The sequence below is a fragment of the Pseudofrankia coriaricola genome (genome assembly GCF_032027725.1).
Classification (GTDB): Bacteria; Actinomycetota; Actinomycetes; order Frankiales; family Frankiaceae; genus Pseudofrankia.
In genome coordinates this window covers 115857-140689 of sequence record NZ_JASNFO010000019.1, presented here as the reverse complement: position 1 = coordinate 140689, position 24833 = coordinate 115857, and the positions used below count along the sequence as shown (strand labels likewise).

General features: G+C 72.8%; 21 protein-coding genes. 10 read left to right on the top strand and 11 right to left on the bottom strand.

Annotation, left to right across the window (positions count from 1 at the left end):
* Window positions 1-72 precede the first annotated feature (72 nt).
* The 5 genes from QOZ89_RS12125 (at window position 73) to QOZ89_RS12105 (ending at window position 4632) form a co-directional block, all read left to right on the top strand.
* Window positions 73-444 carry a hypothetical protein gene (locus QOZ89_RS12125; protein WP_071046575.1) on the top strand — a complete coding sequence of 124 codons (372 nt, stop codon included), beginning with the start codon at window positions 73-75 and terminating at the stop codon, window positions 442-444.
* Between the two features lie 298 nt (window positions 445-742).
* The gene (locus QOZ89_RS12120) at window positions 743-1357 is read left to right on the top strand and encodes a dihydrofolate reductase family protein (protein WP_071046604.1); all 615 of its coding nucleotides are present in this window, start codon (window positions 743-745) and stop codon (window positions 1355-1357) included.
* A 286-nt stretch (window positions 1358-1643) separates the two neighbouring features.
* Window positions 1644-2765 carry a tyrosine-type recombinase/integrase gene (locus QOZ89_RS12115; protein ID WP_312623786.1) on the top strand — a complete coding sequence of 374 codons (1122 nt, stop codon included), beginning with the start codon at window positions 1644-1646 and terminating at the stop codon, window positions 2763-2765.
* Window positions 2762-3085 (top strand): helix-turn-helix domain-containing protein, encoded by a 324-nt coding sequence (locus QOZ89_RS12110; RefSeq protein WP_071046574.1) that lies wholly within the window; start codon window positions 2762-2764, stop codon window positions 3083-3085. Before QOZ89_RS12115 ends, QOZ89_RS12110 begins: the two co-directional genes overlap by 4 nt.
* A complete protein-coding gene (locus QOZ89_RS12105; protein WP_312623785.1) occupies window positions 3082-4632 on the top strand; it encodes a hypothetical protein in 1551 nt (516 codons plus the stop codon). The genes QOZ89_RS12110 and QOZ89_RS12105 overlap by 4 nt, the downstream gene beginning before the upstream one ends.
* Here the strand turns inward: QOZ89_RS12105 and QOZ89_RS12100 are convergent.
* From QOZ89_RS12100 to QOZ89_RS12085, 4 genes are all read right to left on the bottom strand, one after another.
* Window positions 4579-5040 carry a hypothetical protein gene (locus QOZ89_RS12100; RefSeq protein WP_312623784.1) on the bottom strand — a complete coding sequence of 154 codons (462 nt, stop codon included), beginning with the start codon at window positions 5038-5040 and terminating at the stop codon, window positions 4579-4581. The genes QOZ89_RS12105 and QOZ89_RS12100 overlap by 54 nt on opposite strands.
* Window positions 5037-5801, bottom strand: coding sequence for a hypothetical protein (locus QOZ89_RS12095; protein ID WP_131803720.1), 765 nt, complete (start codon window positions 5799-5801; stop codon window positions 5037-5039). Before QOZ89_RS12095 ends, QOZ89_RS12100 begins: the two co-directional genes overlap by 4 nt.
* Window positions 5802-6409: 608 nt before the next feature.
* The gene (locus QOZ89_RS12090; RefSeq protein WP_312623783.1) at window positions 6410-7462 is read right to left on the bottom strand and encodes a DUF4037 domain-containing protein; all 1053 of its coding nucleotides are present in this window, start codon (window positions 7460-7462) and stop codon (window positions 6410-6412) included.
* 197 nt (window positions 7463-7659) lie between these two features.
* Window positions 7660-8232 (bottom strand): DUF308 domain-containing protein, encoded by a 573-nt coding sequence (locus tag QOZ89_RS12085; protein WP_071046568.1) that lies wholly within the window; start codon window positions 8230-8232, stop codon window positions 7660-7662.
* 465 nt (window positions 8233-8697) lie between these two features.
* Here QOZ89_RS12085 and QOZ89_RS12080 point away from each other — a divergent pair, with 465 nt between their 5' ends.
* Entirely contained in the window at window positions 8698-9327 is a 630-nt protein-coding gene (locus QOZ89_RS12080; RefSeq protein WP_071046567.1) for a TetR/AcrR family transcriptional regulator, read from the top strand.
* A gap of 236 nt (window positions 9328-9563) precedes the next feature.
* Here QOZ89_RS12080 and QOZ89_RS12075 read toward each other — a convergent pair whose 3' ends face one another.
* Genes QOZ89_RS12075 through QOZ89_RS12065 form a run of 3 tightly spaced genes read right to left on the bottom strand, consistent with a single transcriptional unit; the run spans window position 9564 to window position 12840 of the window.
* Complete coding sequence (locus QOZ89_RS12075; protein WP_071046566.1) at window positions 9564-9995, bottom strand: MaoC family dehydratase; 432 nt, start codon at window positions 9993-9995, stop codon at window positions 9564-9566.
* Window positions 9992-11473 carry an NAD(P)/FAD-dependent oxidoreductase gene (locus tag QOZ89_RS12070; RefSeq protein ID WP_312623782.1) on the bottom strand — a complete coding sequence of 494 codons (1482 nt, stop codon included), beginning with the start codon at window positions 11471-11473 and terminating at the stop codon, window positions 9992-9994. The genes QOZ89_RS12075 and QOZ89_RS12070 overlap by 4 nt, the downstream gene beginning before the upstream one ends.
* A complete protein-coding gene (locus QOZ89_RS12065; protein ID WP_198543041.1) occupies window positions 11470-12840 on the bottom strand; it encodes a flavin-containing monooxygenase in 1371 nt (456 codons plus the stop codon). Before QOZ89_RS12065 ends, QOZ89_RS12070 begins: the two co-directional genes overlap by 4 nt.
* 553 nt (window positions 12841-13393) lie before the next feature.
* On the opposite strand from QOZ89_RS12065, the gene QOZ89_RS12060 reads away from it, so the two are divergent.
* Window positions 13394-14128 (top strand): SDR family NAD(P)-dependent oxidoreductase, encoded by a 735-nt coding sequence (locus QOZ89_RS12060; protein WP_071046564.1) that lies wholly within the window; start codon window positions 13394-13396, stop codon window positions 14126-14128.
* A 154-nt stretch (window positions 14129-14282) separates the two neighbouring features.
* On the opposite strand, the gene QOZ89_RS12055 is transcribed toward QOZ89_RS12060, so the two are convergent.
* The 3 genes from QOZ89_RS12055 to QOZ89_RS12045 all read right to left on the bottom strand — a co-directional run bounded on the left by QOZ89_RS12055 (window position 14283) and on the right by QOZ89_RS12045 (window position 19612).
* Complete coding sequence (locus QOZ89_RS12055) at window positions 14283-15080, bottom strand: enoyl-CoA hydratase/isomerase family protein (RefSeq protein ID WP_312623781.1); 798 nt, start codon at window positions 15078-15080, stop codon at window positions 14283-14285.
* 220 nt (window positions 15081-15300) lie between these two features.
* A complete protein-coding gene (locus QOZ89_RS12050; RefSeq protein ID WP_312623780.1) occupies window positions 15301-17286 on the bottom strand; it encodes a general stress protein in 1986 nt (661 codons plus the stop codon).
* Window positions 17287-17611: 325 nt separating this feature from the next.
* A complete protein-coding gene (locus QOZ89_RS12045; protein WP_241841460.1) occupies window positions 17612-19612 on the bottom strand; it encodes a sensor histidine kinase in 2001 nt (666 codons plus the stop codon).
* A gap of 514 nt (window positions 19613-20126) precedes the next feature.
* On the opposite strand from QOZ89_RS12045, the gene QOZ89_RS12040 reads away from it, so the two are divergent.
* Window positions 20127-20822: a GntR family transcriptional regulator gene (locus tag QOZ89_RS12040; RefSeq protein WP_071046563.1), complete on the top strand. Its 696-nt coding sequence runs from the start codon at window positions 20127-20129 to the stop codon at window positions 20820-20822.
* Between the two features lie 352 nt (window positions 20823-21174).
* Here QOZ89_RS12040 and QOZ89_RS12035 read toward each other — a convergent pair whose 3' ends face one another.
* A complete protein-coding gene (locus QOZ89_RS12035; RefSeq protein WP_071046562.1) occupies window positions 21175-21969 on the bottom strand; it encodes a response regulator transcription factor in 795 nt (264 codons plus the stop codon).
* A 236-nt stretch (window positions 21970-22205) separates the two neighbouring features.
* Here QOZ89_RS12035 and QOZ89_RS12030 point away from each other — a divergent pair, with 236 nt between their 5' ends.
* Both QOZ89_RS12030 and QOZ89_RS12025 read left to right on the top strand, forming a co-directional pair.
* On the top strand, window positions 22206-23321 hold the full coding sequence (locus QOZ89_RS12030) for an ADP-ribosylglycohydrolase family protein (RefSeq protein ID WP_071046561.1): 1116 nt from the start codon (window positions 22206-22208) through the stop codon (window positions 23319-23321).
* Between the two features lie 508 nt (window positions 23322-23829).
* Window positions 23830-24801 (top strand): alpha/beta fold hydrolase, encoded by a 972-nt coding sequence (locus QOZ89_RS12025; protein ID WP_083418058.1) that lies wholly within the window; start codon window positions 23830-23832, stop codon window positions 24799-24801.
* Window positions 24802-24833: the final 32 nt, after the last annotated feature.

Below are 24833 nucleotides of genomic sequence, written 5' to 3'. Positions count from 1 at the left end.
ACCCTCCTTCGACCAGAGCACTGATCGTATCCAGCTCGGGGTGGACGGGCAGGCCGGGTTGTCCTGCACGGGGTGCGGCTGGTCCAGCTCGACGGGTCGACCTCTGACCTGCCGGACACGAAGCTCAACCGGGCCTTCTTCTCCGGGTCGTCGTATGTGGGCGGGCCTGCGTCGCTCCCAAAGGCCCGCTGGCTGATCGCGGCCGAGGCCGGCACCCACGCCCTGCTCGTGGCCGCGTTCGGCCCGTGGACGACCAGCGAGCCGGCGCTGGCCCTTGACCTGCTGCCCCATCTCGGCCCCGGGATGATCACCCTAGCGGACCGCGACTTCCTGTCCCACCGGCTCGCCACCGAGGTGCTGTCGACCGGGGCGCACCTGCTCTGGCGGGGGAAGGCGACCTTCCATCGCAGGTCCGGTTCGCAGGAAAGGGTTGCGCCGAAGTAGCGGGAGAGCCCGATCTTGGTCAGGATCCGACTTCAGCACCCTCCACCGGTGGCTCACCTGGGTAGCGGAAGCGTTTGCGCAGACCTCGGATATCTCACCACCGACCGACAGCCGCACTTGAAGACCGCTGACGGCGTCTTGGACTGACACGGCACTGGTTCCTCGGGACGCGGGGCCTCCGATCTGGCTTCCCGCCGAATCGCCAGCGAGGTGAACGGCGTGCCCGTCGGTGTCACCGCTCAAAATGGGCCAGATCCGCACACCGATGAGTCCGGGCGTCGCATCGGGTCTGCCCCGTATGACTCGCATCGTCGCAGACATCTCGGTCTCCCTCGACGGTTTCGTCACCGGGCCTGACCCGGGCCCGGACAACGGTCTGGGCACCGGCGGCGAGGCCCTGCACACCTGGGCGTTCTCCGACGACCCCGACGACCAGCGGGTCCTGCGCGAGGCGACCGCCCGCTCGGGCGCCGTCGTCCTGGGCCGCCGGCTGTTCGACCTGGTCGACGGGCCGGACGGCTGGAACGACGAGACCGGCTACGGCGCTGGCGAGGTCGGCAAGCCCGCGTTCGTCGTCGTCACGAGCACACCACCGGAGTCGGTGCGGCTCACCGACCTCGACTGGACGTTCGTCACCACCGGCCTGCCCGACGCCGTCACCGCGGCCCGCGAACGCGCGGAAGCAGCGTCATCCGACCGAGGCGAGGAGCTTGACGTGGTCCTCATGGGCGGCGGCGCCACGATCGGCTCGGCGCTCGAGGCCGGGCTGGTCGACGTGCTGACCTTGCACCTCGCGCCCGTCATGCTGGGCGCAGGGACGCCCCTGTTCACCCGCGGAGCGCTCCGCACGCTGGTGCAGCGGAGCGTCACCCCGACGTCGACCGCGACGCACCTGACCTACGACGTCACCTGAGCTGACTCGCCCCGAAGGCCAACTCCGTGGCGTTGGTTTTGTGCTGCTTGCTGCAAGTGTCACGAATTTCAACGGATGCGATTTCAGGTTGGTTTGCGATACGGCGGGCGATGGCCGACTAGATGGCTGCCTGAGCTGCGGGTTTCCGCCGGATACAGGGGACTGAGTGCCTGTCGGCGGCTGCGCTTCCTTCCAGGTAGGGGGCCAGGACCACCCCGATCGCAGCCCCTTTCGCATCAGATGCGAAGATTCCGCATCTGATGCGATCGACGGAGGGTGACTGTTCGTGGGGCATGAGGGGCGCGCACCTGGCGCCGCCGGGTTGCATCTCGCCCGTGGGGTGCCGCTGCTGCGGCCGGAGGAGCAGGTGTTCGCCGCGATGGTGGAGGGGTGGCGCAATCAGCAGTTGGCGCGGAACCTGGCGCTTTCCACGATCTACGGTCGGGAGAAGGCGGTGCAGGCTTTCGCCCGGCACGCGGATGCTTTCCCGTGGCAGTGGACTGCGGCGATGGTCGACGACTGGCTAGGGGACCTGCGGGCGGTGCGACACCTGCGGCACTCGACAGTGCGGTCCTACCAGGAGGCGGTGCGGGCGTTCTGCCACTATTTGACCGACCCCGCTTACGACTGGTCAGCCGAGTGCGAGCGGCAGTTCGGCACTCACCCGGTCCAGGTCGTGCACGCCTGGAACACCGCCGTGCATGTCCAGGACAATGAGTCCGCCCCGGGCAAGCGGGCGTTCACGCTCGACGAGTTGGAGGGGTTCTTCGATCACGCCGATGGTCAGGTCGCCCGGGTTCGCGCAGCCGGTCGGAAGGGCTGGCTGTCAGCATTCCGGGACGCCACGCTGTTCAAGGTTGCCTACGGCTATGGGCTGCGGCGTAACGAGACCCGGATGTTGGACGTGGCCGATCTGGGCCGCAACCCGCACGCCCCTGAGCTCGGCGACTACGGGGTGCTCTACGTCCGGCACGGCAAAGCGATGAAGGGATCGCCGCCGAAGCGCCGCAGCGTGCTGACCGTCTGGGACTGGGTTCCGGAGATCCTCGACCAGTGGGTCCACGAGGTACGCCCGCTGCTCGCCGTGTCAGGCAGTGCGGCGTTGTGGCCGTCAGAACGCGCCGAACGGGTGGCGTTGAGCCAGATCGACGCTCGGTTCGCCGCCTGTCGGGACGCGGTCGGCCTCGACCGCAACCTCGACTTCCACTCGCTGCGCCGCTCCTACGTCACCCATCTGATCGAGGCCGGCCGGGACGCCCTGTTCGTCCAACATCAGGTAGGACACGAGCACGCGTCCACGACGTCGCTCTACACCTGCGTGTCCTCGGACTTCCGCACCCGCACGCTGCGCCGCGTCCTCGACGACACGATGACCGCCGCGCTCAGACCCGCCCAGGAGGCTCGATGAAACGCCAGGTCAGCTACCAGTGGCGGCTGCGGGAGGTGATGGCCGCCCATGGGATTTTCTCCACCACCGAACTCGTGCCGCTGCTTGCCGACCGCGGGATCAGTCTGTCGGTCTCCCAGGTGCACCGGCTGGCCACTGGCGTCCCGGAGCGGTTGTCGCTGCCGGTGCTGGCCGCATTGTGTGACATCTTCGCGTGCAGCCCGGCCGAGCTGATCGTCACCAAGGCGGACGACGTCGCCGTCCGGAAGACGGCGACCGACGACGCGGTGGTCGACCTGGCCGCGTTGCGGCCGAAACGGGCCCGGCTGCGGCCGCAGTGACCGACCGTCCCCACGCCACGGCCGAGCAGTACGAACGCTGGTACAAACGGGATTGCGCCCGCTGCGGCCGGCACCGCGACTTCGCCGCCCATTGGCCCGACGGCCACGTCTGCCGGACCTGTCACGACCGGGCACTCAGGCTCCGCGGCCACTGCCCGAGCTGCGGGCAGGACCGCATCCTGCCCGGGCTGGCCGAGAGCAGGCCCGTGTGCACCCGCTGCGCCGGGTTCCGCCAGTCCTACACCTGCTCGCGTTGCGGCAGTGAAGGCAAGCTGCACGGCGGGCGGCGCTGCACCCGCTGCACCCTGGACAACCGGCTCGCCGAACTGCTTGGCGACGGCACCGGCGAGGTCCGACCGGAGCTGCGGCCACTGCACGCCGCGCTCGTCGCGATGGACAACCCACTGTCCGGACTGACCTGGCTCTATCAGCCCTACGTGCCGGTGTTCCTGCGCGGCTTGGGGACCGGGGAGATCACGCTGACGCACAAGGCGTTCGACGAGCTTGAGCCCTGGCGGGCCGCCGAGCATCTTCGCGAGCTGCTGATGGGCTGCGCCCTACTACCACCGGTGGACAAGCAGATCCTGCTGTTCGAGCGCTGGCTACACGGCTATCTACCCGACCTTCCCGACCCGAGCCGCGCCCGCATCCTCCGGCAGTTCACCACCTGGCAGGTCCTGCCCTGGCTGCGGCGACGCGCCGAGGGACGGCCGCTGGGCACCCACACCCGCAACAGCGCCGCCGCCCAGGTCCGGCGCGCGGCCGAGTTCCTCGCCTGGCTCGCGCGAGAGGGCCGCACCCTGGCGGAATGCGGCCAGGCCGACCTCGACCGCTGGCACGTCGCCCACCGCGACCACGAACACCACAGTCTGCGGCCGTTCCTGCGCTGGGCCATGCACACCGAGCAGATGCCTGCGCTCACCATTCCCCGTCACGAGATTCGCCAGCAGGCCCCCATTAGCCAGCACCGTCGGATCGGCCTGCTGCGCCGGCTGCTCACCGACGACACACCGGCGCTGCGGACCCGGGTCGCCGCCGTGCTGGTCCTGCTCTACGCCCAACCGCTGAGCAGAATCGTCCGGCTGACCACCGCCGACATCCTTCTCGACGGCGACCAGGTGCTCATCCGGCTGAGAGACCCACCGTCGCCGGTACCCGAACCATTCGCCGCTCTGCTGCTCGCCCTCCGAGACAGTCGCACCAACATGCGCACCGCGACCAACCCGAACTCGCCGTGGCTGTTCCCCGGTCGCCGCTCCGGCCAGCCGCTGCGCCCCGAAGGCCTCGCGACCCTGCTCCGCGAACTCGGCATCCCCACCCGACTCGGCCGAACCGCCGCCCTGCGGCAGCTCGTCTTGCAAGCCCCGGCGCCGGTGGTGGCCAGCACGCTCGGCTTCCACCACAGCCACACCGCCCGCCTCGTCGGCGACGCCGGCGGCACCTGGAGCCACTACGCCCCCGGCGACCACGGAACACGCGGCGGAAAATCAGACTCACCAGTCCCGACTGCCCGCCACCGACCCGTCCACACTGAAACCGAAACGTAGCAACCGGTCATCGCCACCCTTCGCGAGCAGCTCGGCGAGCCGGCCGCCGGCATACTCGTCGCCGGCGTCGGCGCGGGCGCGGAGGATCTCGATCGCTCCTGGGCGGTCCCCGGCCTCAACACGTCGCTCGCCGGCTCCGGGAAGCAGTGACACCGCGGCGGTGACGCCGAAGGGGTGACGCCGAAGGGGTGACGCCGGGGCGGCCTCGAGCCTCCCCGGTGTTCCCCGCACCGCGGCGGTGCCGTCGAGGTGGCCGAACTCGGCGCGCCACGCGTCGAACCAGTCACGGAACCACGGGTGACGCTCGGCAAGCGGAACGATGAATCGGACGGTCTCGCGGTAGTAGTCACGGCGTTTCTCCGGCCGCGGATGCGTGCCCAACCGCTGAACGGTGAAGGTCTCCGTCACCGGTCGGTTCCGTCGTCGGCGGCGAACTTCTCCGCCCAAAGATCGAAACTGCGGAACAGGATCAGGCGACGGTATACCTCGTCCGGCTCCGCCGCGGCTTTCGCGTAGGCCTGGGCGATGGCACCGTCCCCGCCGAGCCCGCGCCGGTCCTCCACCGCGAGCAGCCAGGAACGTTCGGTGACGCGCGTGCCCGCGCCGTGCAGGACAGCGTCCGCGTCGGACCGGCTGGTCGAGACGATGCGGCCGGTCGTCGTGTCCAGCCGCCAGGCCGTCACCGGGGTGCCGTCGTCGGCCAGGTCCACCCGCACCGGCTCGGCGCCGACGAGGAAGTAGGCCCGCCTTCGGTGGGCCTGACGCCACATCTCGTAGGTGGCCCGCCGGGACTGCTCGGTTCGTCCGTCACGCGCCGCCTGTTCGTAGGCCGCGAAGATCTCCGGTTTGTCGTGGCGCTGGTAGAAGGAGGTGCGCAGCAGCCTCTCGCGCCGCTCCTCGACCGCCGCGATGAACTCGTCCTCGTCGTGCAGCGGCCAGGTGTCGTCGTCCTCGCCACCATTTGCGCACTGCAGCGCGCGTGGGGTGTCAGCCTCGAACTCTCCTGTATAGCCGTTTAGGCCATATCCCTGCGCCTTGTGGCCCAGAACGGGATCGTAGGGACCCTGTCCTCGTGGGAAGGTCTCGACGAGCTGCCCCCAGCATTCGAAGTGCCGCTCCGAATACATCGGGGCTGGCGGAACGTGGGTGGGGACGGTCGGGTTGGACACGGTGTTGTGCTCCAGATCGGCGGCGACGGATGCCCGCCGCGTGGTCGGCTACAGGTCGAAGGTATAGGCATGCTCGCCCACGTCCGCCGGTGCGACGAGCCCGTGTGCACCATTGGAGGACGCCAACTCGCCGGACGACACACCGGAGCTGATCCAGTCCCTCGCTGTGCTAGCCGCGATGGGGGGCGCTGTACCCGGGCGCTGGTGTGACAGACCCGGGCAGCAACCTCTGGGTCCGTTCGTAACAGTTGCGACAGACAGTGACGACTTGCGAAGTAGATCTTGCAAATACATGACAGTTGAATACGCGACTCCGCCAGTCCGGCAGACCAGATCGGATGACGGCCATTGGCCCCGCGCACGACACCGCACATGGCCTGCCTCAGCTCAACGCCACCCCGGCGGGCCAGATCAACTGACGCCTGACACCCACCCCCATAACCCCAAGTCGTAGTGACCAGCGTCACACACGCCCGGGCATACTACCTTGAGTATTTCGTTTCCTCGCTCTAGCCCCGAACATCCCACCGGATCAGAAGCCGGGTCATGATCACAGGTGGGATTGTCGGTACCGTCCTGATCGATGGCCACGGGGTCGCGCTTTGGCGCTATGCCCGGCCGGATTCCGGTCCCGGCGCGTCTGGGAGGTCGGCGATGTCGAGGGCGTTGGCGAGTGCCGGGCCGCGGGCGCGGTCGCCCAGGGCGTCGGTGTTGTCGATGGACTGGTCGAGGGCGCCGGTCAGCGGGCGGGCATGGAGCTTGGGGTCGGTGATCGTGTCGGTCAGGGCGGTGGTGAAGCGGTCGGCGTCGAGGACCTGGAACGGCCGGTCGTGGAAGGGCCGGGCCGTTGGCTCGACCCAGTCGGTAAGGCCCAGCTCGTTGTGCAGGTCGGCGATGGTCCCGTAGGCACGGGTGAGATGGCGTTCGCGGTCGTGCCAGCCGGTAGCGGCCAGGGCCGCGGTCAGCACCGGGGTCAGGACGCCGGCGCAGGGCAGGCGGGCGAACGCGCTGCCGAGCCACTTGCCATATGGGGGGTAGACCCGGTTCATCAGCAGGCACAGGCGGACCAGGTCGCGGGTCAGCCGGGCGGTGACAATCGCCGAGCCGAGGTCGTCGCCCGCCTCGCCGCAGCGGCCGACGAACGCCTCCTCCTGGCTGATCCGCCGCCACTGGCAGGCCAGCACATAGCGCCACACGTCGTCCGGGTACCAGGCCAGCGCCTGCCGGGCCTGGTGCAGCTGGCGGAGCCCGTCATGGAACACCGCCCCGCCGGTGACCTCGGCCAGAGTCTGCGTCGGCGTGGCCAGCCAGTCGAACGTCGTGACGCCGGTCAGCGGGTCGAATCCGAGGTGGCCGGTCAGCCAGTCCGCCAGCCCGGCGACGACCATCCCGTGACGGACCAGCCCGCGGGCCGGGCGCATGTGCCGCGTGACCCGGAGAAATCCGCCCGTTGGTGGGCCGGCGTGCTCGGCGGCGAGGTCCACCTCGACGTTGACGGCGAGTCCGTGTACGCCCGGCTGACCGTCGCTGGCGTCGCGCTCGGCTTCCACCAGGCAGACGGCGAACGCAACCCGCGCGGCGGATCCCCGGTCGTGTACTGGGCCGTCAACGGCCTCGACACCGTCCGCGCCCGGCTGCTGGCCGCCGGCCGCACCCACCATCGCGGACCACTGACAGCGTCCGAAGGCGCCGTATCTGCCAAACCTCTACTTCGGATTGGGGATGCCGACGACCAATGAAAGCTGAAGCTCACGGCCTTGAGGAGATCGTCATGGCCGTTGAACGCGAGATACAAACTGTTGATCAATTGACGATGACGTCGAACACGCTGTCGACCCTGGTGGTGTGGTCGGTCATGTCAGTTCCTCCCACCGGTGCTCCGGCTGGCGTTCGGCCCGAGGCGCAGCGCAGAGACGAGGAAGAAGACGCCGCCGAGCAGAGCGTAGCCGGCCAGGTTGTTCAGCGAGGCGTCAGAGGCAGCGGCCTGCAGGAAGAACGAGATCCCGGCGAGCGTGGAGATGGTACCGCTGGCGATCATCGCCCACTGGCCTCCGAGCTTGCGTCGCCGCAGAGCGACGATGAGCTGGACTAGGCCCGCTACGACGGCCCAGACCCCCCATACCCGCAGGACCGCCGGAATGCCGGAGGCGGCCGCGAAGACCAGTCCGACGGCGGCGATCGCACTGATCGCGATGTTGACGTGGAGGCCGAGGGCGGACCGGCTCGCTCGGGAGGAGCGGGCGTCGACGATGGCGGCGCCCGCGTCGAACAGAGGGTAGATCACGAGCAGGGTCGCGCTCACCGGCCCGATGCTCGACGCGGTCGAGAAAAGCACGACAGCCCAGACCAGAGCGAATCCGAAACGAACGAAGTAGAGCCGACGAAGCGCCGGCGCGACACTGGCAGCGACAGGGGCCGTAGTCGTGGTCATGGCAGTTCCATTCCAAAGAAGACCGTTGAATCTGGTGTCTGCTGGCGTGGAGCGAGCAGCCGAACTCGTCGTCGGCACGACGTCCCGGTGATCGTGGGTGGATGGAAGGTTTCTGTGCGGCGTGCGCTGGTCGCAGCCAGCGGTGGGGGTGTGTCTGTTGGCTGCCGCGGTGAGCGCGGTGACCTGCTGGCCGGTCAACCGCGGCGTGGTGGCCGCGAGGTTCTGGTCGAGGTGGCGAGCGCGGGGGTGCCGGGGATCGGGCACATCGCTGGCGAGCGCCGGCCAGGGCCTTGGAGACCGGGCAGGCCTGCTCGGCGACGGTGGCCAGTTCTCGGAAGCTGGTCGCGTCTCGGCTCGGCATGATGCCTCCAAGTAGAAAGACCGTTCTCTCTTGCAGCAGTGCAGAGCCTGGCACACGTAGCCGACGACTGCAAGACCGACCGTTCTTTCTGTTACTGTCGGCTCATGGCAACACCGACCCGCTCCGCGCCCGACAGCCCGAACAGCAGTTCGGGCGGGCACGGGCGGTCCGAGGCCCGGGAACGACTGTTGTCCACGGCCAGCAGGCTGTTCTACAGCGACGGAATCCGGGCGGTCGGGGTCGAGCGGATCCTCGCCGAGGCCCCGGCCACGCGAGCGACGTTCTACCGGCACTTCCCCTCGAAGGAAGACCTCGTACTTGCCTACTTGCGCGGCGTCGACGCCCACATCCGCGCCGACGTGCAAGCGGCCATCGAGACCGCGCCGTCGTCGGCCGACGCGCTGCGCGCGATCGGCACCGCCGTCGCCGACGACCTGGCCAGACCAGAGTTCCGCGGGTGTGCTTTCCTCAAGGCCGCCGCCGAGTACCCGGACCCCAACGACCCGGTGCGCAGGGTGGTCCTCGATCACCGAGCCTGGTATGTGACCACGCTCGCCGAGCTGTTCACTCAGGTCTTCGGGACCTCACCGCGGCGCCCCAATCCACAGCACGCCGCACGGCACTTCGTGATGATGCGCGACGGCGCCATGACCGGCGCCCACCTCGACGGCGTCGACAGCGTCGGCGCCGCGTTCCACCGCGGCGTCGAGGGCCTGCTCACCGTCCTCCACTGAGCACCCGCACAGCATCGGACCACGAAGCAACACATAGCGACCGCAAACGATCGTTCGTGAGACGGCTCGGGAAGATCGCCGTTTCCCCGGGACCGATCGGCAACGCTTGCCGTATCCGCGCCAACGTCACGCTGTCGGGGGTTGGCTATACGGTCGGTCCCCAACGGCCGTAGCCGAACAGGTCACCGAGGCCGCCCCAAGACCTGACCATCGGCCCACCGGTCGCATTGCTGCCTTCAACCGGACGGACGGGCGACGGAAGGGTCCTGGAAGACGAGGGCGGTGCCGTCGAGGACGGTGACGGCGTGCTGGTTGGTGATGGTGGTGCGCAGGCGGGTGATCGCCTTGTCGACGCGGTGCTCGAGGACCTCGACGGTGGCGGTAATGACGTCGCCGGGGCGGACGGGGGCGCGGAAGTTCCAGTCGACGTGCAGGAAGACGCTGCCGGGGCCGGGGAGGTCCTCGGCGACGACTGCGTTGAGCAGGCCGCTGGTCACCCCGCCCTGGACGATGATCCCGCCGAACCGGCTCGCCTCGGCCACGTCCGGGTCGCAATGCAGCGGGTTGCGGTCGCCGGTCATCTCGGTGAACAGCTCGATGTCGCGTACCGTGATCGCGCGGGTACGCGTGGCTCGCTGCCCGACGGCGATCGAGGCGAGTCCAGTCATCTTGGGGAGCTTCCTTCCAGGGATGAGGGAGGTGCGGTCTCGCCCGGGGAGCGGCCGGGTGCCGCGGTGGGCGCCTGGCCTGGTATCCACGCGTGGGCGGCGGGGGAGGACAGCGGCAGCGGTGGGAGGGCGAGCAGGGTCTCGAGCCCGGCGTTCATCGCGGCGTTGAGGGCGCGCAGCGTCGGTCGCAGGGACGCCTCGTCCCAGGCGTGGGAGGCGAGCCGGTCCGTCGCGGCCAGGAGCGGGAGCGCCAGGCGGTCGCGAGCTTGCTGGTAGCGGGCCAGGGCCGCGTCGAGGACCGGCCCGGGCGCCGGGCCCGCGTCCAGGACGGCGCGGGCGAGCAGCTCCGCGTCGCGCAGCGCGTCGGAGATCCCGTGGGTGCTCAGCGGGTCGCGGAAGAACCCGGCGTCGCCGGCCAGCGCCCAGCCGGGCCCGAAGGCCTCGCGCAGGTAGCCGCTGCGCCCGCCGAACCCGGCCAGGCGAGCGACCGGCTCGGCGGCGGCGAGCCGATCCGCCAGATCCGGCGCGGCCGCGGCGAGCACCGCGTCGAACGCGGCGCGGGCGTCACCGGTCCCGGCGCGGACCGCGCGCATCCGTCCGGCGGCGTGCCCGACGAACACGCAGGTCAGGCCGTCATTGGTCGGGATGAGGCCCGCCGACGCGCCGGGCCCGTAGAACCACTCGTAGCCGTCGGTGGGCAGCCCGCGCCAGTAGCCGTACAGGTACGACCCGGCGGACGGCCCGACGTGAACGGCCGGCGCGGCGACCGCCCGGGCCACCGTCGAGCCGATCCCGTCCGCGCCGACCGTTAGCGCGGCCCGCACGAGCATCTCCCGCGCGGCCCCGCGACCGCGACCGCGGTCGTCGCGGTCGTCGTCACCGTCGTGGCCGTGGCGGTCGCCGTCGCTGTCCTCGTCGCTGTCCTCGTCGCCGGTGCCAGTGCCGGTGCCGCCTGTGACGGGGCGGGCGGCGACGCCGACGACGTGGCCGGCGCCATCGGTGAGCAGCCGGGTGACCGACATCCCGAAGTGGACCTCGGCGCCGGCGCGGCGGGCGGCGTCGACCAGGATCGCGTCGAGCACCGTCCGGCGCGGCGCGTAGAGCGCGCCCAGCGCCTCCACACCGGGTGTCGGACGCACGGCCACCCGCGCCGTCTCGTCGGGGTAGTGGAGGACGGTGGTGCGTACCGGCGGGGTGCCGGCCGCGACGACCGCGTCCAGCAGCCCCCAACGGTGCAGCTGCAGCACGCCGCCGCGCGTCAGCGCGTGTGTGGAGACGGTGTCGGAGCCCTTGGGGGCGCGGTCGAGCACCACGACCCGCAGGCCGGCGCGGGCGAGCAGCATCGCTGTCGCCGCCCCCGCGCAGCGCGCCCCGACCACCACCACGTCACACGGCCGCTTGACCACCGGGTAGGACCCTCGCCGGTAGGCGGCCGTGGCGGCGGCCGCCGTCGCCGGCGTCGCCACTGGCTTCGTCATCGCCGAGATACCCCGTCCATCCGCCCGCCGACGCGCGGCCAGGGGATCTGGCCGAGGCAGAGGTGGGTCACCACTGTGCGGGCGTCGTGGCGGACGCCGTCGAGGAAGTGCGAGTTGCGCCGGGCGAGGAACGGCAGGCCGATGACATAGAGCCCCGGCCGGGGCGTGACACCGCCGCGCTGGCGGATCTGCCCCGCGGCGTCGCGCACGTCCGGGACCTGGAGCCACGGGTAGGGGTGGCGGTAGCCGGTCGCCCAGACGACGGTGCCGATGCCGGCCGCCTTCAGGTCGAGGCGCGCCGGCGCCGGCGCCGCGGCGACGGGACGAAACGGCTCCGGGTCGGTGAGCTCGGCGGCAAGGCCGCTGCCGCGCATGTTCCGCTCGATCTGGTCGAGGATCCGGCGCATCCGCGCGTCGGCGGCGCCGGTCGTGTCCGCGAGGTCGTCTGCGAGCTCGACGCGGTGCCCGCTCGCCGCGCGCAGCCGCCCGACCAGGCGGACGCCGGCGTCGGCGAGCAGGCCCAGGTCGAGGTCGCGGCCGGCGACGAGCTGCAGCGACGGCTCGCGGCGCGCCAGCTGCCCGGGCGGCATGTCCTCGACGCTCCGGTCGAGGATGCCGAGCCGGTCCAGCCACCACCAGATGTCCATGCCGCGGTAGGCGCGGGGCAGCCGGCGATGCGCGCCGACGCTGATCGTGACCTGCCGGCCGGCCCGGGCCGCCTCCTCGGCGACCTGCAGCCCGGACGACGACGCGCCCACGACGAGCACCCCGCCGGCGGGGAGGCCGCTCGCGCCGCGGTAGTCGGCGGCGTGCAGCTGGTGGACGCCGCCGAGCGCGCCGGCGAACTGTGCGGGCACCGCGGGCTCGTCGCACGCGCCCGCCGCGACGACGATGTTGCGGGTGTGGAAGCCACCCCGGTCGGTGGACACCGCGAACCGGGCGGCCGGCCCGCGCCGCGCCGCGCCGGCGCCGCCCGCGCGGTGAGCGCCGCCCGCGCGGTGAGCGCCGGTCGTGCCGGCCGGGCAGCGGGCGGCCGAGCCGGCCGCGAGGGTCACGGACTCGACGGTGGTGTCCGCCTGGACGGGCGCGTCGAACGACGACGCGTAGTCCTCGAGGTAGCCGACGAGCTCGGGGAAGGCGCGGAACCCGTCGGGGTCGTCGCCCTGGTAGGACCAGAACGGCAGCCGGCTCATCCAGTTCGGGGTGAGCAGCCGCTGGGCCTGCCAGCGGTCCCGCCAGCGCTGCCCGACCGCGCCCCGGTCGAGCACGACGTGCTCCCGCCCGGCGGAGGCCAGGCAGCGGCTGACGGCGAGACCGGCCTGTCCGGCGCCGATCACCACCGTGTCGATGGTCTCCATAGGGCTCATGTCCTTTCTCCACCTCCGCGGGCGGGCGCCGCGTCGGGGCAGCGCCGGGCCGGCCCCCCGGGGGGGGCGGGCTCCTGGGGGGGCCTGCCCGCCGCCCGGACGGCCGTGCCGCCGGGGGAGGGCGGCACGGCCGGGTCTGGGGAGCGGCCGATGCGGTGGTCGGTCCGGCCGGAGGGGCAGGTCCGGCCGGTGTGCTCGTGGTGCTGAGGGAGAAGCTAGGAACCGCGCCTTCCCCGAACCTTCCACCGCCGCGTCGCCCACCTGACACCGCGCCGCGTCCGCGCGCAGTCAGGCCGCCGGAGGCGGCGGGCTCGGGGACCGGCGGGCTCGGGGACCGCCGGGTTTGCGGACCGCGGGGGTCGCCGCTCGCTGGTCTGGCCGGGCCTGTGACAGTTCGCCCGGCGCCGGCCGCGCGGCGGGCTTTAGGCTGCGCGCCGGACGGGAGGTCTGGTAGGCACGGTCACGCGGGCGTTCCGGGCGGCCGCCGCGCTCGGGCGCGGCCGGCACGGGGCGGACCGGTGACCGGCGAGGGTGCCGGAGGAGGGCGGACGGCGTGGGGGTACTGGACGGCAGGGTCGCCATCGTCACGGGGGCGGCGCGGGGGCAGGGGCTCGCGGAGGCGGAACGGTTCGTCGCCGAGGGGGCGAGCGTCGTGCTCGTCGACCGGCTCGGCGAGCAGGGGAAGGCGGCGGCGGGCGGACTCGGCACCGCCGCACGCTTCGTGTGTGGCGACGTCGCCGCCGAGCAGACCTGGGCACAGGCCGTGGACACCGCGACCGGCGAGTTCGGCGGCCTCGACATCCTGGTGAACAACGCGGGGGTCATGGTCAGCCGCGGCCTGGTCGACACCGACGAGGCGACCTTCCGCGACGTGCTGGACACGAACCTCGTCGGCGCGTTCCTCGGGATCCGCGCCGTCGTCCCGGCGATGCGGGCTCGCGGCGGCGGCGCGATCGTCAACACGGCGTCCGCCGCGGGAATCAAGGCGATCCCGATGGGCTCGGCCTACGTTGCCTCCAAGTTCGGGCTGCGCGGCCTGTCGCGGGCCGCCGCGCTGGAGCTCGGGCGGGACCAGATCCGGGTCAACTGCGTCTGCCCCGGCCTGGTCCGCACCGAGATGGCCGCCGACATGCTGCGCTACCACGAGCGGGAGGCGCTCTCCCACATCCCGCTCGGCTTCGCCGCCGAGGCGACGGACGTCGCCGATCTCGTCCTGTTCCTGGTCAGCGACGCCTCCCGCGTCATCACCGGCGGCGAGTACCTCATCGACGGCGGCTCGATCGCCTGACGGTCGCGGCTCCGCCGGCCACCGCGCCCGGCCCCGGCCTTGGCCCCGGGATCGACGGGTCCGCCCTGGCCCGGCCGACCTCCTCGCCGTCGGAGGTCAGCACCACCTCGGCGCGCGGCTCGCCTGCTCGGCTGGGTGGCTGGGCTGAGCCCGGCTACTCGGTGTGGTCGGCCTGGATCTGGTCGCGGCGCTGGGCCATACGGCCGCGGACGCTGTCGGGGCCGTCGCCGGTGAGGAGGGCCAGGTAGCGGGCCGACTCGCCGGTGATGTAGTCGCCCAGGGGGAGGCGCTCGGCCTCGACGAGATTGCGCTTCATCTCGCGGACCGCCTCGGGGCGCCGGCCCGCGAGCTGGGCGACGAGGCCGTCCAGCTCCCGCTGGAACGACTCCGCCGGCCAGACGCGGCTGACGAAGCCGTACTCGCGGGCCTGCTCCGCGTCGATCTTCGGGGCCAGGAACAGCAGCTCCCGGGCGCGCGTCGCGCCGACGCTGCGCGGCAGCGTCCAGGCCAGGCCCAGCTCGCCGGGCAGCCCGACCGCGAGGAACGCCGTGGCGAACCGGGCGGACGCCGAGGCGACCCGCACGTCGCAGGCCGCCGCCCAGGCGAACCCGGCGCCCGCGCAGGCACCGTTGACCGCGGCGACCGTCAGCGCCGGCATCTCGTGCAGTAGGCGGGCCGAGTGGTAGGTCTCCGGGTCGGGCAGCCGCCGTGCCGCCTGGCCGTCCTCGGCGGCGGCGCGCAGGTCTGCGCCGGGGCAGAACGCGTCCCCGTTGCCGGTGAGCACCAGCACGCTGACCGCGTCCAGCGCCGCAAGCTCCGACAGCGCCCCGTACATCTCGACCGCCATCTCGGTGGTGACGCCGTTGCGCCGGTCCGGCCGGTCGAACCGCACCCAGGCGACGGGCCCGTCGACCGAGACGTCCAGGGTCTCCCACCGCGTCACGTCACCCACAGAGAACCACCTCAGCTGCGTCACTGACATCCGCCCGGCTAGAACGTGCTTACCAGACAGCCGGCGGAGGCGCTCCGCGGCGGGCATTCGTGCGCGGCCCGTGGCGTGGGACCTGACGGCCCGATGTCCCGGCGGGCCTGACGGGCCCGACGGGCCGGGGGCTGTCGGCCCGGCGGCCCGGCGGGGACCGCGGGCGCTCCGCGGCGACGGGACGCGGGGGTCAGCGGTGCCGGAAGGAGATCGCGTCCTTGCGGACCGAACCGGTGACCGGGAAGCCGCCGAGAACCAGGGTGCTCCTGGCCCGTTCGGCGAGTTCTGAGTCTACGAGCAGGTCGTAGCTGTGCGCCCGGTAGACATGGCTGTGCGTAACACGCTGGTGGCTCCCACCGGCGAACACCCACGTCAGCAGACCGGCGAACAGGCCGAGAAGGGCGCCGAAGAGCAGACCCCACAGCGCGAGTGAGAAGGCCGCCCGCAGCGGCGTGACCCAATCCAGCAGCCCGAAGACCAGGCCGACCAGGGCGCCGGCCACCGCCCAGCCCCCGACCGCGCGCAGCGTCGAGTCCCGCCAGGACATCCGCCCGATCGTCTCCACGCTGGTCAGGCCGCGGCCGACGATGGCCGTCCGCTCGACCGGGAAACGCGCGTCGGCCAGGTGGTCGACCGCCCGTTCGGCCTGGTCATGGGTCTGGTAGGACGCGACCACCTGCTGGGGTGGGAACCGCCAACTCAGCTCCTGGCCCGGCTTCGTCCCGGGCGCGCTCCGTGCCCGGTCCGCCTCGGCCTCGGGCTCGGCCGGTGCCTGCGCGCCGCCGGCCCGCTCCGTCTCCATCGCGCCGACGGGCATGGCGCCCAAGGAGCCCGCGCCGGCAGAGGCGGCGCTGGTAGAGGCGGCGCTGGTAGAGGCGGCGCTGGTAGAGGCGGCGCTGGTAGAGGCGGCGCTGGTAGAGGCTGAGTCGGCGGAGGCCGCGTCGAACGTCCGTCCAGCCGCCGGTTCGGGTTCCTGGTCGCCAGGCGCGCCAGCCAGCCCGCGCGCACCGGCGTCGCCGTCGTCCCAGCCGGGGCCGTCGTCCCAGCCAGTGTGACCGGGGTCGCCGCCGCCGACGGCTAACCGGGCCTGACCGTCACCCTCCTGGCCGCCGTCCTGGGCGGACCGCGCGCCGCGGCGCTCCGCGGGGCTCTGGCCGCTGGCGGAACGAGTCTCCTGGCGCTTGCCGGCCGGCTTGGCGCCGGGTGCGGGGCGGGCCGGCCGCGCGGCGGGGCCGGCGGGACGGTTCGCCTCGGCGCGGGCCGCCTCCTCGCGTTCCGCGTCGGCCGCCAGGAACTCCTGGTAGCGGTCCCGGTCGACCGCGAGCCGCTCGCCGCGCTCCTGCCCCAGGCCGCCGGCCCGGCCGGCGGACGCCTCCTCACCGGCGGGCCACTGGTCGTCCGCCTGCCCGGCGCCCCCGACGTCACCGACGTCACCGAGGCGCTCGACGGGAGCCTCGAACACCTCGAAACCAGCCGGAGGCCGCTGCCCGGCAGCCGGGGCCGGTGTGGTCAGGAACGACTCGACGTCCGAGGCCGAACCGACCCGCTCCTCGGCGGTCAGGGCCGGCTCACCCGAGAGGGGCCGCGCGCCGGCCGCCTGGCCAGTGCGCTCGCCGACCGGTGGCGACGGCTCGTACCGGAAGGCTCCGGTGTCAGCCGCCCGAGCCGCGCGGTCCCCGGCGGGAGCGGACGGGCCCGTGGGTGTGGGCTGCTCGCGGCCCGTGGCGGCCGGCCGGGCCTCGTTCAGCGAACCCCGGCTCGTCGGGGTGAGATCCGGGGATTCGTCGACGTCGCCGGATCGGAAGACACGATCGCCCCGGTCGACGTCTCCGGGAGACACCGGGCTCGCCGCCCCGGCCTGGTAGTCCTCGCGGTGCTCTCGCTCGTCGGGAACGTCGCGGTCCTCCGGATGCCTGAACTCGGCCGGATAGTCCAGCTCGTCCTGGTACCCGCGTTCGAGGTATGCGCGTTCGTCCTGGTATTCGCCGTCTTCGGCGCGGACACCGCGCTCCTGGGAGCCGCCTTCGTACTCGTGAGCGGGTTCCTCCCGCGGGATGTGGTCCTCGGGGTAGCCGCGGTCGTCATGGGACTGGTCCCGCCCGCGGTCGTCGTGGTCGTAGTCCTGTTCGTGCGGGCGCCGCGGCTCGCGCAGTCCCAGGAACTCGCGCCAACCCATCGCCACCACCTCTCCTCGGGCCGCTTCTGCCGCCTCGCCCGGGCGGGTCGGCCCGCCGCTCCGGTTTGGCGAGGTCACTCGGTGACCTCCCCCGGACACCCACAGTCAACCAGTTGGCGGGGGAGGAGGCGCTCCGACGGGGCTCGGTCCTTGGGGCGCCCGGCAGTCCGTTTCCGTTGTTCCACGGTGGGCGGCCCAGAGGACCTGTCCGGCATGTCACCCATGGCCGATGGCGCGATGGCCGAGCCTGGGCAACCGCCGACGGCGCCATGCCCGCCGCGCTGTCCGCGGCCCCGGTGCGCGCCGTCCTGGGTGGGATCCGCGCTCAGCCGCCGGCGGCCGGCAGGTCGGCGCGGACGGTCGTGCCGCGGCCGGGCGGGCTGTGGACGACGAGAGTGCCGTCCAGCGCGGACACACGGTCGCGCAGGCCGAGCAGGCCGGTCCCGGCGGCGAGGTCGGCCCCGCCGGCGCCGTCGTCGGTGACGGCGACGCGCAGCCGCCCGCCGCCGTGGCCGATCTCGATCGTGACACGCGTCGCCGCGGCGTGGTGGAGCACGTTCGTGACCGCCTCGGCGGCGACGAAGTACGCCGTCGCCTCGACCGCGGCCGGCAGCCGCGGCACATCCGCCGCGACGACCCGGACGTCGAGGGGCACCCGGTCGACGAGCGCCTCGACGGCCGCCACCAGCCCGGCCTCGGTCAGGATCTCCGGATGGATGCCGCGGGCAAGCTCGCGCAGCTCCCGGATCGCCAGGTCCAGCCCGTCGGCGGCGCGCGCGAGCAGCGCGGCGAGCTCAGGGGCGCAGCGCTGGTCCTGCGCCATCCGCACCGCAAGGCGGGCGATGATGAGGCGCTGCTGGGCACCGTCGTGCAGGTCACGCTCGATGCGGCGGCGCTCCGCGTCGGCCGCGGCGACGATCCGGCCGCGCGAGGCGCGTACCTCGGCCAGCTGGGCGCGCACCTCGGCGGCGAGCCGCTGGTTGTCCAGCGCGAGCCCCGCCGCGGCGACGACCGCGTCCAGGCGGCGCGGGTCCTCGCGCAGCGCGGGGTCGTGAAGCAGCGCGGCGACCCGCCGCCCGTCCCGCTCGACGAGCCGCATGGTGGGGCGGTCAGACCGCGGGCGCTGGCCCGGCCTGGCCAGGTCCTCGCCGGGAGCCTCCACGTCGAGCGGCTGGCCGTTCTCGTCGACGAAGCTTGCCGTCTCCGGCCGCCAGTAGGCGATCCGCAGCGACGGGTCGCCCAGGGCGCTGGCGAGCAGCGCGCGCAACTCGGCGTGCGGCAGCGGGGTGGCGAGCTGGGCGAGCAGCGTCCCGAAGCGGGTGCGGCCGAACCGCAGCCGTGGGATCCCGGCCAGGAACCCCAACGGCAGCAGCGCGAAGGCGACGAGGTACACCCACAGCAGCGCGGGTCGCAGCGGGCTGGAACCTGGGCCCAGCCCACTGGCGACGGTCGCGGCGGCACCGACGAGACCGGTGACGAACACCGGCGCGAGCACCCGTCGCCGTGGCCCACTCGCCGTCAGCCAGCGGTGCGTCAGCACGGCGAGCACCCCGGCCCCGACCACGGCGCCGATCGCCGCGTTGATCCGGCTCCACGTCTCGATCATCGACCGGGAGCCCCAGATGTAGAGCGGGTTGACCCGCCCGGCGGGGAGCTCGCTGGTGTCGTTGAACGGGGCGCAGAGCGGGCCGATCCCCAGGACGACCGCGTAGGTCACGCCGGCGAGCACCCGCTGCGCGCGCGAGGTGAGGCGCCCGTCGGGGAAGGCCAGCAGCAGGTGGGTGAGCGGCCCGGTCGACGCCTGGGCCAGCAGCAGGCCGACCCCGAACATCCAGGTGGTCTTGGCGAGCTGCACGTCCTCGGCGAAGTAGGCGGCTCCGGCGAGCACCATGAGCAGCCCGACCCGGTTGGTGGGGTCGCGGGCATGCGCGACCGCTCCCGCGGCGAGGAACAGGTAGCCGCCCACGACCCCGGCAATCGTCTGGGGGAGCGGATGCGAGCCGTCCTCGGCCTTGAGCACCAGCGCGCACACGCCGAGCACGGCGCCCACGAGGACGCCGGCCACCACGACCAGCGTCGAGGGCCACTCCGGTTCGGGCCCGCGCCGCGGCACCGCCGCGAGGGCCTGCCGGCCGACGGGTGACAGCGGGTGACGGTCATCCGCGTCGATGACCCTTGGCGCCAGGCCATGGCCCATGTCGGTGGTCCGCGCCGCGCCGCTGTCGGGCGGGTCGGCGCGTGGCGCTGGGAGGACGGCGGGGAGGCCGGGGAGCGCACCAGGCTGCACGGGGACGACCGCCGTGGGGATGTCCCCGTCGACGTGCACGGCGTGATCATGCACGCGGCCGCGGAGACTGTCAAACGCCGATTCTCCGGACTACGAAATGGGGCTGTCCAGCCGGCGCAGGCAGGTGACCTTGAGGGTGCCGCCGGCGCGCAGCAGCTGCATCACGAGGTCGAACTTCGGCCGGGACCACCCTCAATGTCCCGTACGTCAGGGTGCGGGCCCAGCAGGGCGCCGATCCGGTGACCGTGGCGCCCTACCTCGACCTCGGCACCACCGGCAAGCTGGCCGTTCGCGCCTGGACGCGCCCGCCGGAGTAGGCCCAGTACTCCCGGAGTGAGCCACCGGGTAGGCGTCGTAGCAGGTCAGCGCCTGGTGATGTGCCTGCGATCCCGGTGATCGATTACGGCGCGATGCACACGAAACTGTGTCCGGTTGGGGTACGCCCAGACGCCCCGACGCCAGCCATGCCGACTTCAAGATCCGTGATAGCGTCGTTTGGGCAAACAAGCTCTGTGTTCGGTACAAACATCGATCCCGATAAGGATCACCCGCTGTGGCGCCCCGTCCCGTCCCTCGAAACAAGACGAGCGCTGCCGTCGTGGACTACGTCTTGGAGCAGATCTTCGAGGGACGCTTCAAGTCGGGCGATCGGATCGATCTTGGAGAGGTGTGCCAGGAACTCGACGTGAGCCGTCTCCCGGTCCGCGAAGCTATCGTGATGTTGGAGCGGGACGGCATCGTTGCCTCGACGTATCATCGGGGGGTTTTCGTCGAGCCGTTCGACGCCAAGTCGATCACCGACGATTTTGAGATCATCGGCCTGCTCAGCGGCGTTGCCGTCCGACGGCTGGCCGAGGAGCGGGACCGTGAGGTGATCGCGCGGCTCGAAGGCCTGGTCGACGAGCTTCGAGCCGCGACGCCGAACGATCGGGACCGTGTGGTCGAGCTCGTGCGCACGATCCTCACCACCGAGCACCGTGCCGGTGGTTCGCGCCGCCTCCGCGCCGAGCTGCGCGCCTTCACCGGATACCTGCCGCTGGTGTTCCGCATCAGCATCGACCGCAGCCATAACGACACCGTCGACGCACACGCCCGCGTCGTGCGCGCCATCGCCGCCGGCGACGGGGAGGAAGCGGCCCGCTACCGAGTCGACGACTTCCGCGATGCTGGCCGGAGTGTCGTGGAGGAGCTTGAGCGACGCGGCGTACTCAGCGGCGAGGCCGTACTCAGCGGCGAGGCCGGATCGTAGATCCGTTCCGGCCAGGCATATCTTGATCCAAGACTGCCGCGGAACATCGCGGCATAGACGACGGTCTCGAACTGACAGGTCGGGTCGCAGTCGCGAAACTGGCATCGGGCCGACCGCGAGCTGACCGACTGGGGCGCGAGATCACTGTGCCCTCCCGTCGGGGCCGAGCAGGCGAAGGGGGTTGGTGGCGTCCCAGGCCGCGGACGCCCGCGCGAGTTTGCTCAGGTTGGCCAGGAATCCGGGCGTGCTCTCGATCACCTCGGTGTAGAACCCGAAGTCCGCGACCGTGTCGAGGAAACCCAGCTGGCTGACCGTCGAGATCCGCTCCCGGAGGATCCGCGCGGGAGAGGCTCTACCGGCCTTCGGCGCGCAGGTAGGCGAGGACGGCGAGGACTCGGCGGTTGTCGTCCTGCTCGGGTTCCAGGCCGAGGCGGCCGAAGATGTTGCGGATGTGCGACTCGACGGTGCGCGGGGTCAGTACCAGCTTGTCGCCGATGGCCCGGTTGGACCGGCCCTCGGCCATCAGGCCGAGCACCTCGCGCTCGCGGGCGGACAGCGTTGCCAGCACGTCGCGGCGACGGCGGCCGTCGAGCAGCAGGGCCACGACCTCCGGGTCGAGCACGCAGCCGCCGGCCGCGACGCGCCGGACGGCGTCGACGAAGACCGACGCCCCGCCGACCCGTTCCTTGAGCAGGTAGCCGACCCCGCCTTGGCCGGCGTCCGTGCCGCCGATGGCACGGACGCCGGCTGGGTGCGCGCGGGCGCGGGGGCTCGCGTCCCCGGCCGCCGGCCGGGCCGGCCCGATGGCCGCGCCGAACAGCGTGGGCAGGTAGTGGGACTCGAGGTACTGGGACAGCAGCAGCACGCCGACGCCCGGCTGGTCGCGGCGGATCGCGAGCGCGGCCTCCAGGCCCTCCAGCCTGCGGGTGGGGGGCATCCGGATGTCGATGACGGCGACGTCGGGGCGCAGCCGGGCAACCGCCGCGCGCAGCGCCACCGGGTCGCCGGCCTCGCCGACGACGTCGAGGCCGGATCGTTGCAGCAGCCCCGCGATCGCCTCGCGGAAGAAGGCGGCGTCGTCGGCCAGGACGACCCGTGGCCGCGCCCGCGCCGCGCCAGCCGGGGCGGGGGGTTCGGCCGCGCTCATCGGCAGGCTCGCAACGTCTGGGCTCCGTGGTCGATTTGTCTTGCCGTGGAGAGGTTATCGCCGTGACTGCCAGGCGCGGTAACCGCGGGGACGGGGAGCTTGGCGTGGTCTCGCTGCCACCGGGGCGCTGGATTGTCGGTGTTGCTACCTACGCTTGGATCACGCGCGTTCGCGGGCTCGGCCACGGCCGGCCGAGCCGGGCGCACGGTCGCAGGGGTGGTGGAGGGGGAATCGCGGTGTTGTCCTACCGGGACCGGGTGAGGGGCTGCCTGCTCGGCGGCGCGGTGGGCGACGCGCTCGGCGCCGGCATCGAGTTCCTGTCGCTCGGCGAGATCCGGCGCGCGCACGGGCCGGACGGGGTCACCGGGCTGACCGAGGCCTACGGCGTGTTCGCGCCGATCACCGACGATACCCAGATGACGCTGTTCACCGCCGAGGGCCTCATCCGTGCCTCGGTGCGCGGCCGGTCCCGCGGGATCTGCCACCCGCCGACCGTGCTGTGGCAGGCGTACCAGCGCTGGCTGGTGACGCAGCGGATGAGCGGGCCGCCGGCCGAGGTGAGCGGCTGGCTCGCGGCGCAGCCGGTGCTCTACGCCCGCCGCGCGCCGGGCAACGCCTGCCTGTCCGGCCTGGCGGCGCCGAAGATGGGCACGTCCGAGAGCCCGGCCAACCCGGACAGCAAGGGCTGCGGCACCGTGATGCGCTCGGCGCCGTTCGGCCTGCTGCGCCGCGAGCCGGAGGACGCCTGGTCGCTCGCCGTCGAGTGCGCGGTGCTCACCCACGGCCACCCGTCCGGCTACCTCGCCGCCGGCGCCTTCGCCTGGATCGTCGCCGAGGTGCTGGAGGGCGCGTCGGTGCTCGCGGCCGCGATGTCGGCGCTGCGCCGGGCCGAGGACGAGCCACAGGGCCATGAGGTCGCGCGGGCGCTTAGGGCGGCGCTCGGCGCGGCCGGGGAGATCACGGCCGACGACCGGGGCGCGGGCCGGCCCGCCAAGCCGGCCCTCATGGCGGAGCGGGTGGAGACGCTCGGCGCGGGCTGGGTCGCCGAGGAGGCGCTGGCCATCGCCGTCTTCTGCGCCGTCACCGCGGCGGACGACCCGCGCGCCGCGCTGCTCGCCGCCGTGAACCACTCCGGTGACAGCGACTCCACCGGCGCGATCTGCGGCAACCTCGTCGGCGCGGCGCTCGGCGAGGACGCGCTGCCGGTCGGCTGGCTCGACGAGCTCGAAGGCTACGGCCTGGTTCGCGAGGTCGCCGACGACCTGGTCCGCGAGGTCACCGGCAGCGCCGAGGTCGCCGACCCCTGGGGAGGCGTGACATCAACCTGGGCGGAGCGTTATCCCGGCGCGTAGCTGGCGTTTCCGGGTCCCTGAGGAGGCGCCACCACCGAGTGGGCCTCCCGCTACCCCGGCGGCTGAGCCGACGACATCCCATGGGCTCGGATGTCCAGCCGCGGCGGGCCGCGGCGCCGTTCCATCGACCAGTAAGCGAAACTCAGCCACAACTGGTGACAGCGCGTCGGCGCAGTGCCAACCCAGCCACGTCGTCAGCCCGGTCCAGGCCCCACCACCGCCAAATGCCAGGGCCCGGAACCACGCGGGGAGGGCGCCCAGCGCCCGACACGGGGCGAGCACGCCCAGTGCCTCGCCCCGACTGACGGGCGCGGGCCCTCGTCCGTGCCCGTCTGTGGCTACGGTCTGCCACCACACCCCGACCGCCTTCTCCTCCTGGCATTCCGGTATTCCTGACGGTGACCTCCACGGGTGCCTGCTTCTTTCTCTTTCCCGCTGACACTGGGACTCCTTGACGCTGAATGCGGTCTCGGCGCGGCGACACCGCGGTCGGGGAGGAGATGCGGCCATGAGCGGGGACGAGGCCAGAGAGCGGCTGGTGCGCGGTTCGGGCGTGGACGCGGCGTGGTGGGCCGAGCAGTGCCGGGACCTACCCTGGGGGTGGCGTGTCCGGGAGTCCGAGTGGGGACGGCGCGACATCCCGGACCCGCTGCTGCCGTGGCGCGACGAGGTCCGCGCCGTGCGCGCGCCGGACGCGCTCCTGCGGGCCCTGCTGTTCGGCGGGGCGTCGAGCGCCGCGGCCGATCCTGTCCTTTTCGTGCCCGGCTGGTCGTCGACGCCCTACAGCTGGCGGAAAACCCTGCCGGCGCTCGCGGCGCGCCACCGCACGTGGTACGTCGAGACCCGGGAGAAGGCGTCGTCCCGGCTGCGCCCCGGTGACCAGATGACGGTCGCCGACATGGCCGCGGACGTCGCCGAACTCGCCCGCCAGACGGTCGCCTCCGCCGGCCGCTACGGCGTCATCGCCGCCTCGACCGGCGCGGTCCTGGCCCTGCACGCGCACCCGCTGCTCGACCCGCCGCCCGCCTGGATCATCCTGCTGCTGCCGCACGTCGCCGCGCCGGTCCCGTCCGCGGCGCGGGTGCTGTGGCCATGCCCGCCGTCGGTGCTGGAGATCCTGCGCTGGGTACTCCTGCCAGGGGCGAGGTACGTGCATCGCCGTCGCAAGGCGAACGGGCTGGGCGGGTTCTACCGGGTCCTGCGGACCGCCGACCCGGGCAAGCTGCGGCAGTCGCTGCTCACCTGGCAGGCCTACCCGGGGCTCGACCTGGACGCGCTGGCGGCGATCCGCTGTCCCTGCCTGGTGATCGGGGCGTCCCGCGACCGGCTGCACCCCGCCGCGGCCGCGCGGCTCGTCGCCGACCGGCTGCCGTCGGGAATCTTCGTCGACGGCCGGACGACCGCCTGGGGACACGGCCTCGAGATGGTCGCCACGGCGATGTCGTGGATCGGGGCGGCCGGTCGCGGGGCCGGCCGGTAGCACCGGCCACCAGCAGCGGACCTGACCGATAT

Coding starts and splice junctions, on each gene's coding strand:
- QOZ89_RS12120 (WP_071046604.1), top strand. CDS start 743: ATGACTCGCATCGTCGCAGACATCTCGGTCTCCCTCGACGGTTTCGTC.
- QOZ89_RS12110 (WP_071046574.1), top strand. CDS start 2,762: ATGAAACGCCAGGTCAGCTACCAGTGGCGGCTGCGGGAGGTGATGGCC.
- QOZ89_RS12090 (WP_312623783.1), bottom strand. CDS start 7,462: ATGGTGGGTGCGGCCGGCGGCCAGCAGCCGGGCGCGGACGGTGTCGAG.
- QOZ89_RS12085 (WP_071046568.1), bottom strand. CDS start 8,232: ATGACCACGACTACGGCCCCTGTCGCTGCCAGTGTCGCGCCGGCGCTT.
- QOZ89_RS12080 (WP_071046567.1), top strand. CDS start 8,698: ATGGCAACACCGACCCGCTCCGCGCCCGACAGCCCGAACAGCAGTTCG.
- QOZ89_RS12075 (WP_071046566.1), bottom strand. CDS start 9,995: ATGACTGGACTCGCCTCGATCGCCGTCGGGCAGCGAGCCACGCGTACC.
- QOZ89_RS12070 (WP_312623782.1), bottom strand. CDS start 11,473: ATGACGAAGCCAGTGGCGACGCCGGCGACGGCGGCCGCCGCCACGGCC.
- QOZ89_RS12065 (WP_198543041.1), bottom strand. CDS start 12,840: ATGAGCCCTATGGAGACCATCGACACGGTGGTGATCGGCGCCGGACAG.
- QOZ89_RS12050 (WP_312623780.1), bottom strand. CDS start 17,286: ATGGGTTGGCGCGAGTTCCTGGGACTGCGCGAGCCGCGGCGCCCGCAC.
- QOZ89_RS12035 (WP_071046562.1), bottom strand. CDS start 21,969: ATGAGCGCGGCCGAACCCCCCGCCCCGGCTGGCGCGGCGCGGGCGCGG.
- QOZ89_RS12025 (WP_083418058.1), top strand. CDS start 23,830: ATGAGCGGGGACGAGGCCAGAGAGCGGCTGGTGCGCGGTTCGGGCGTG.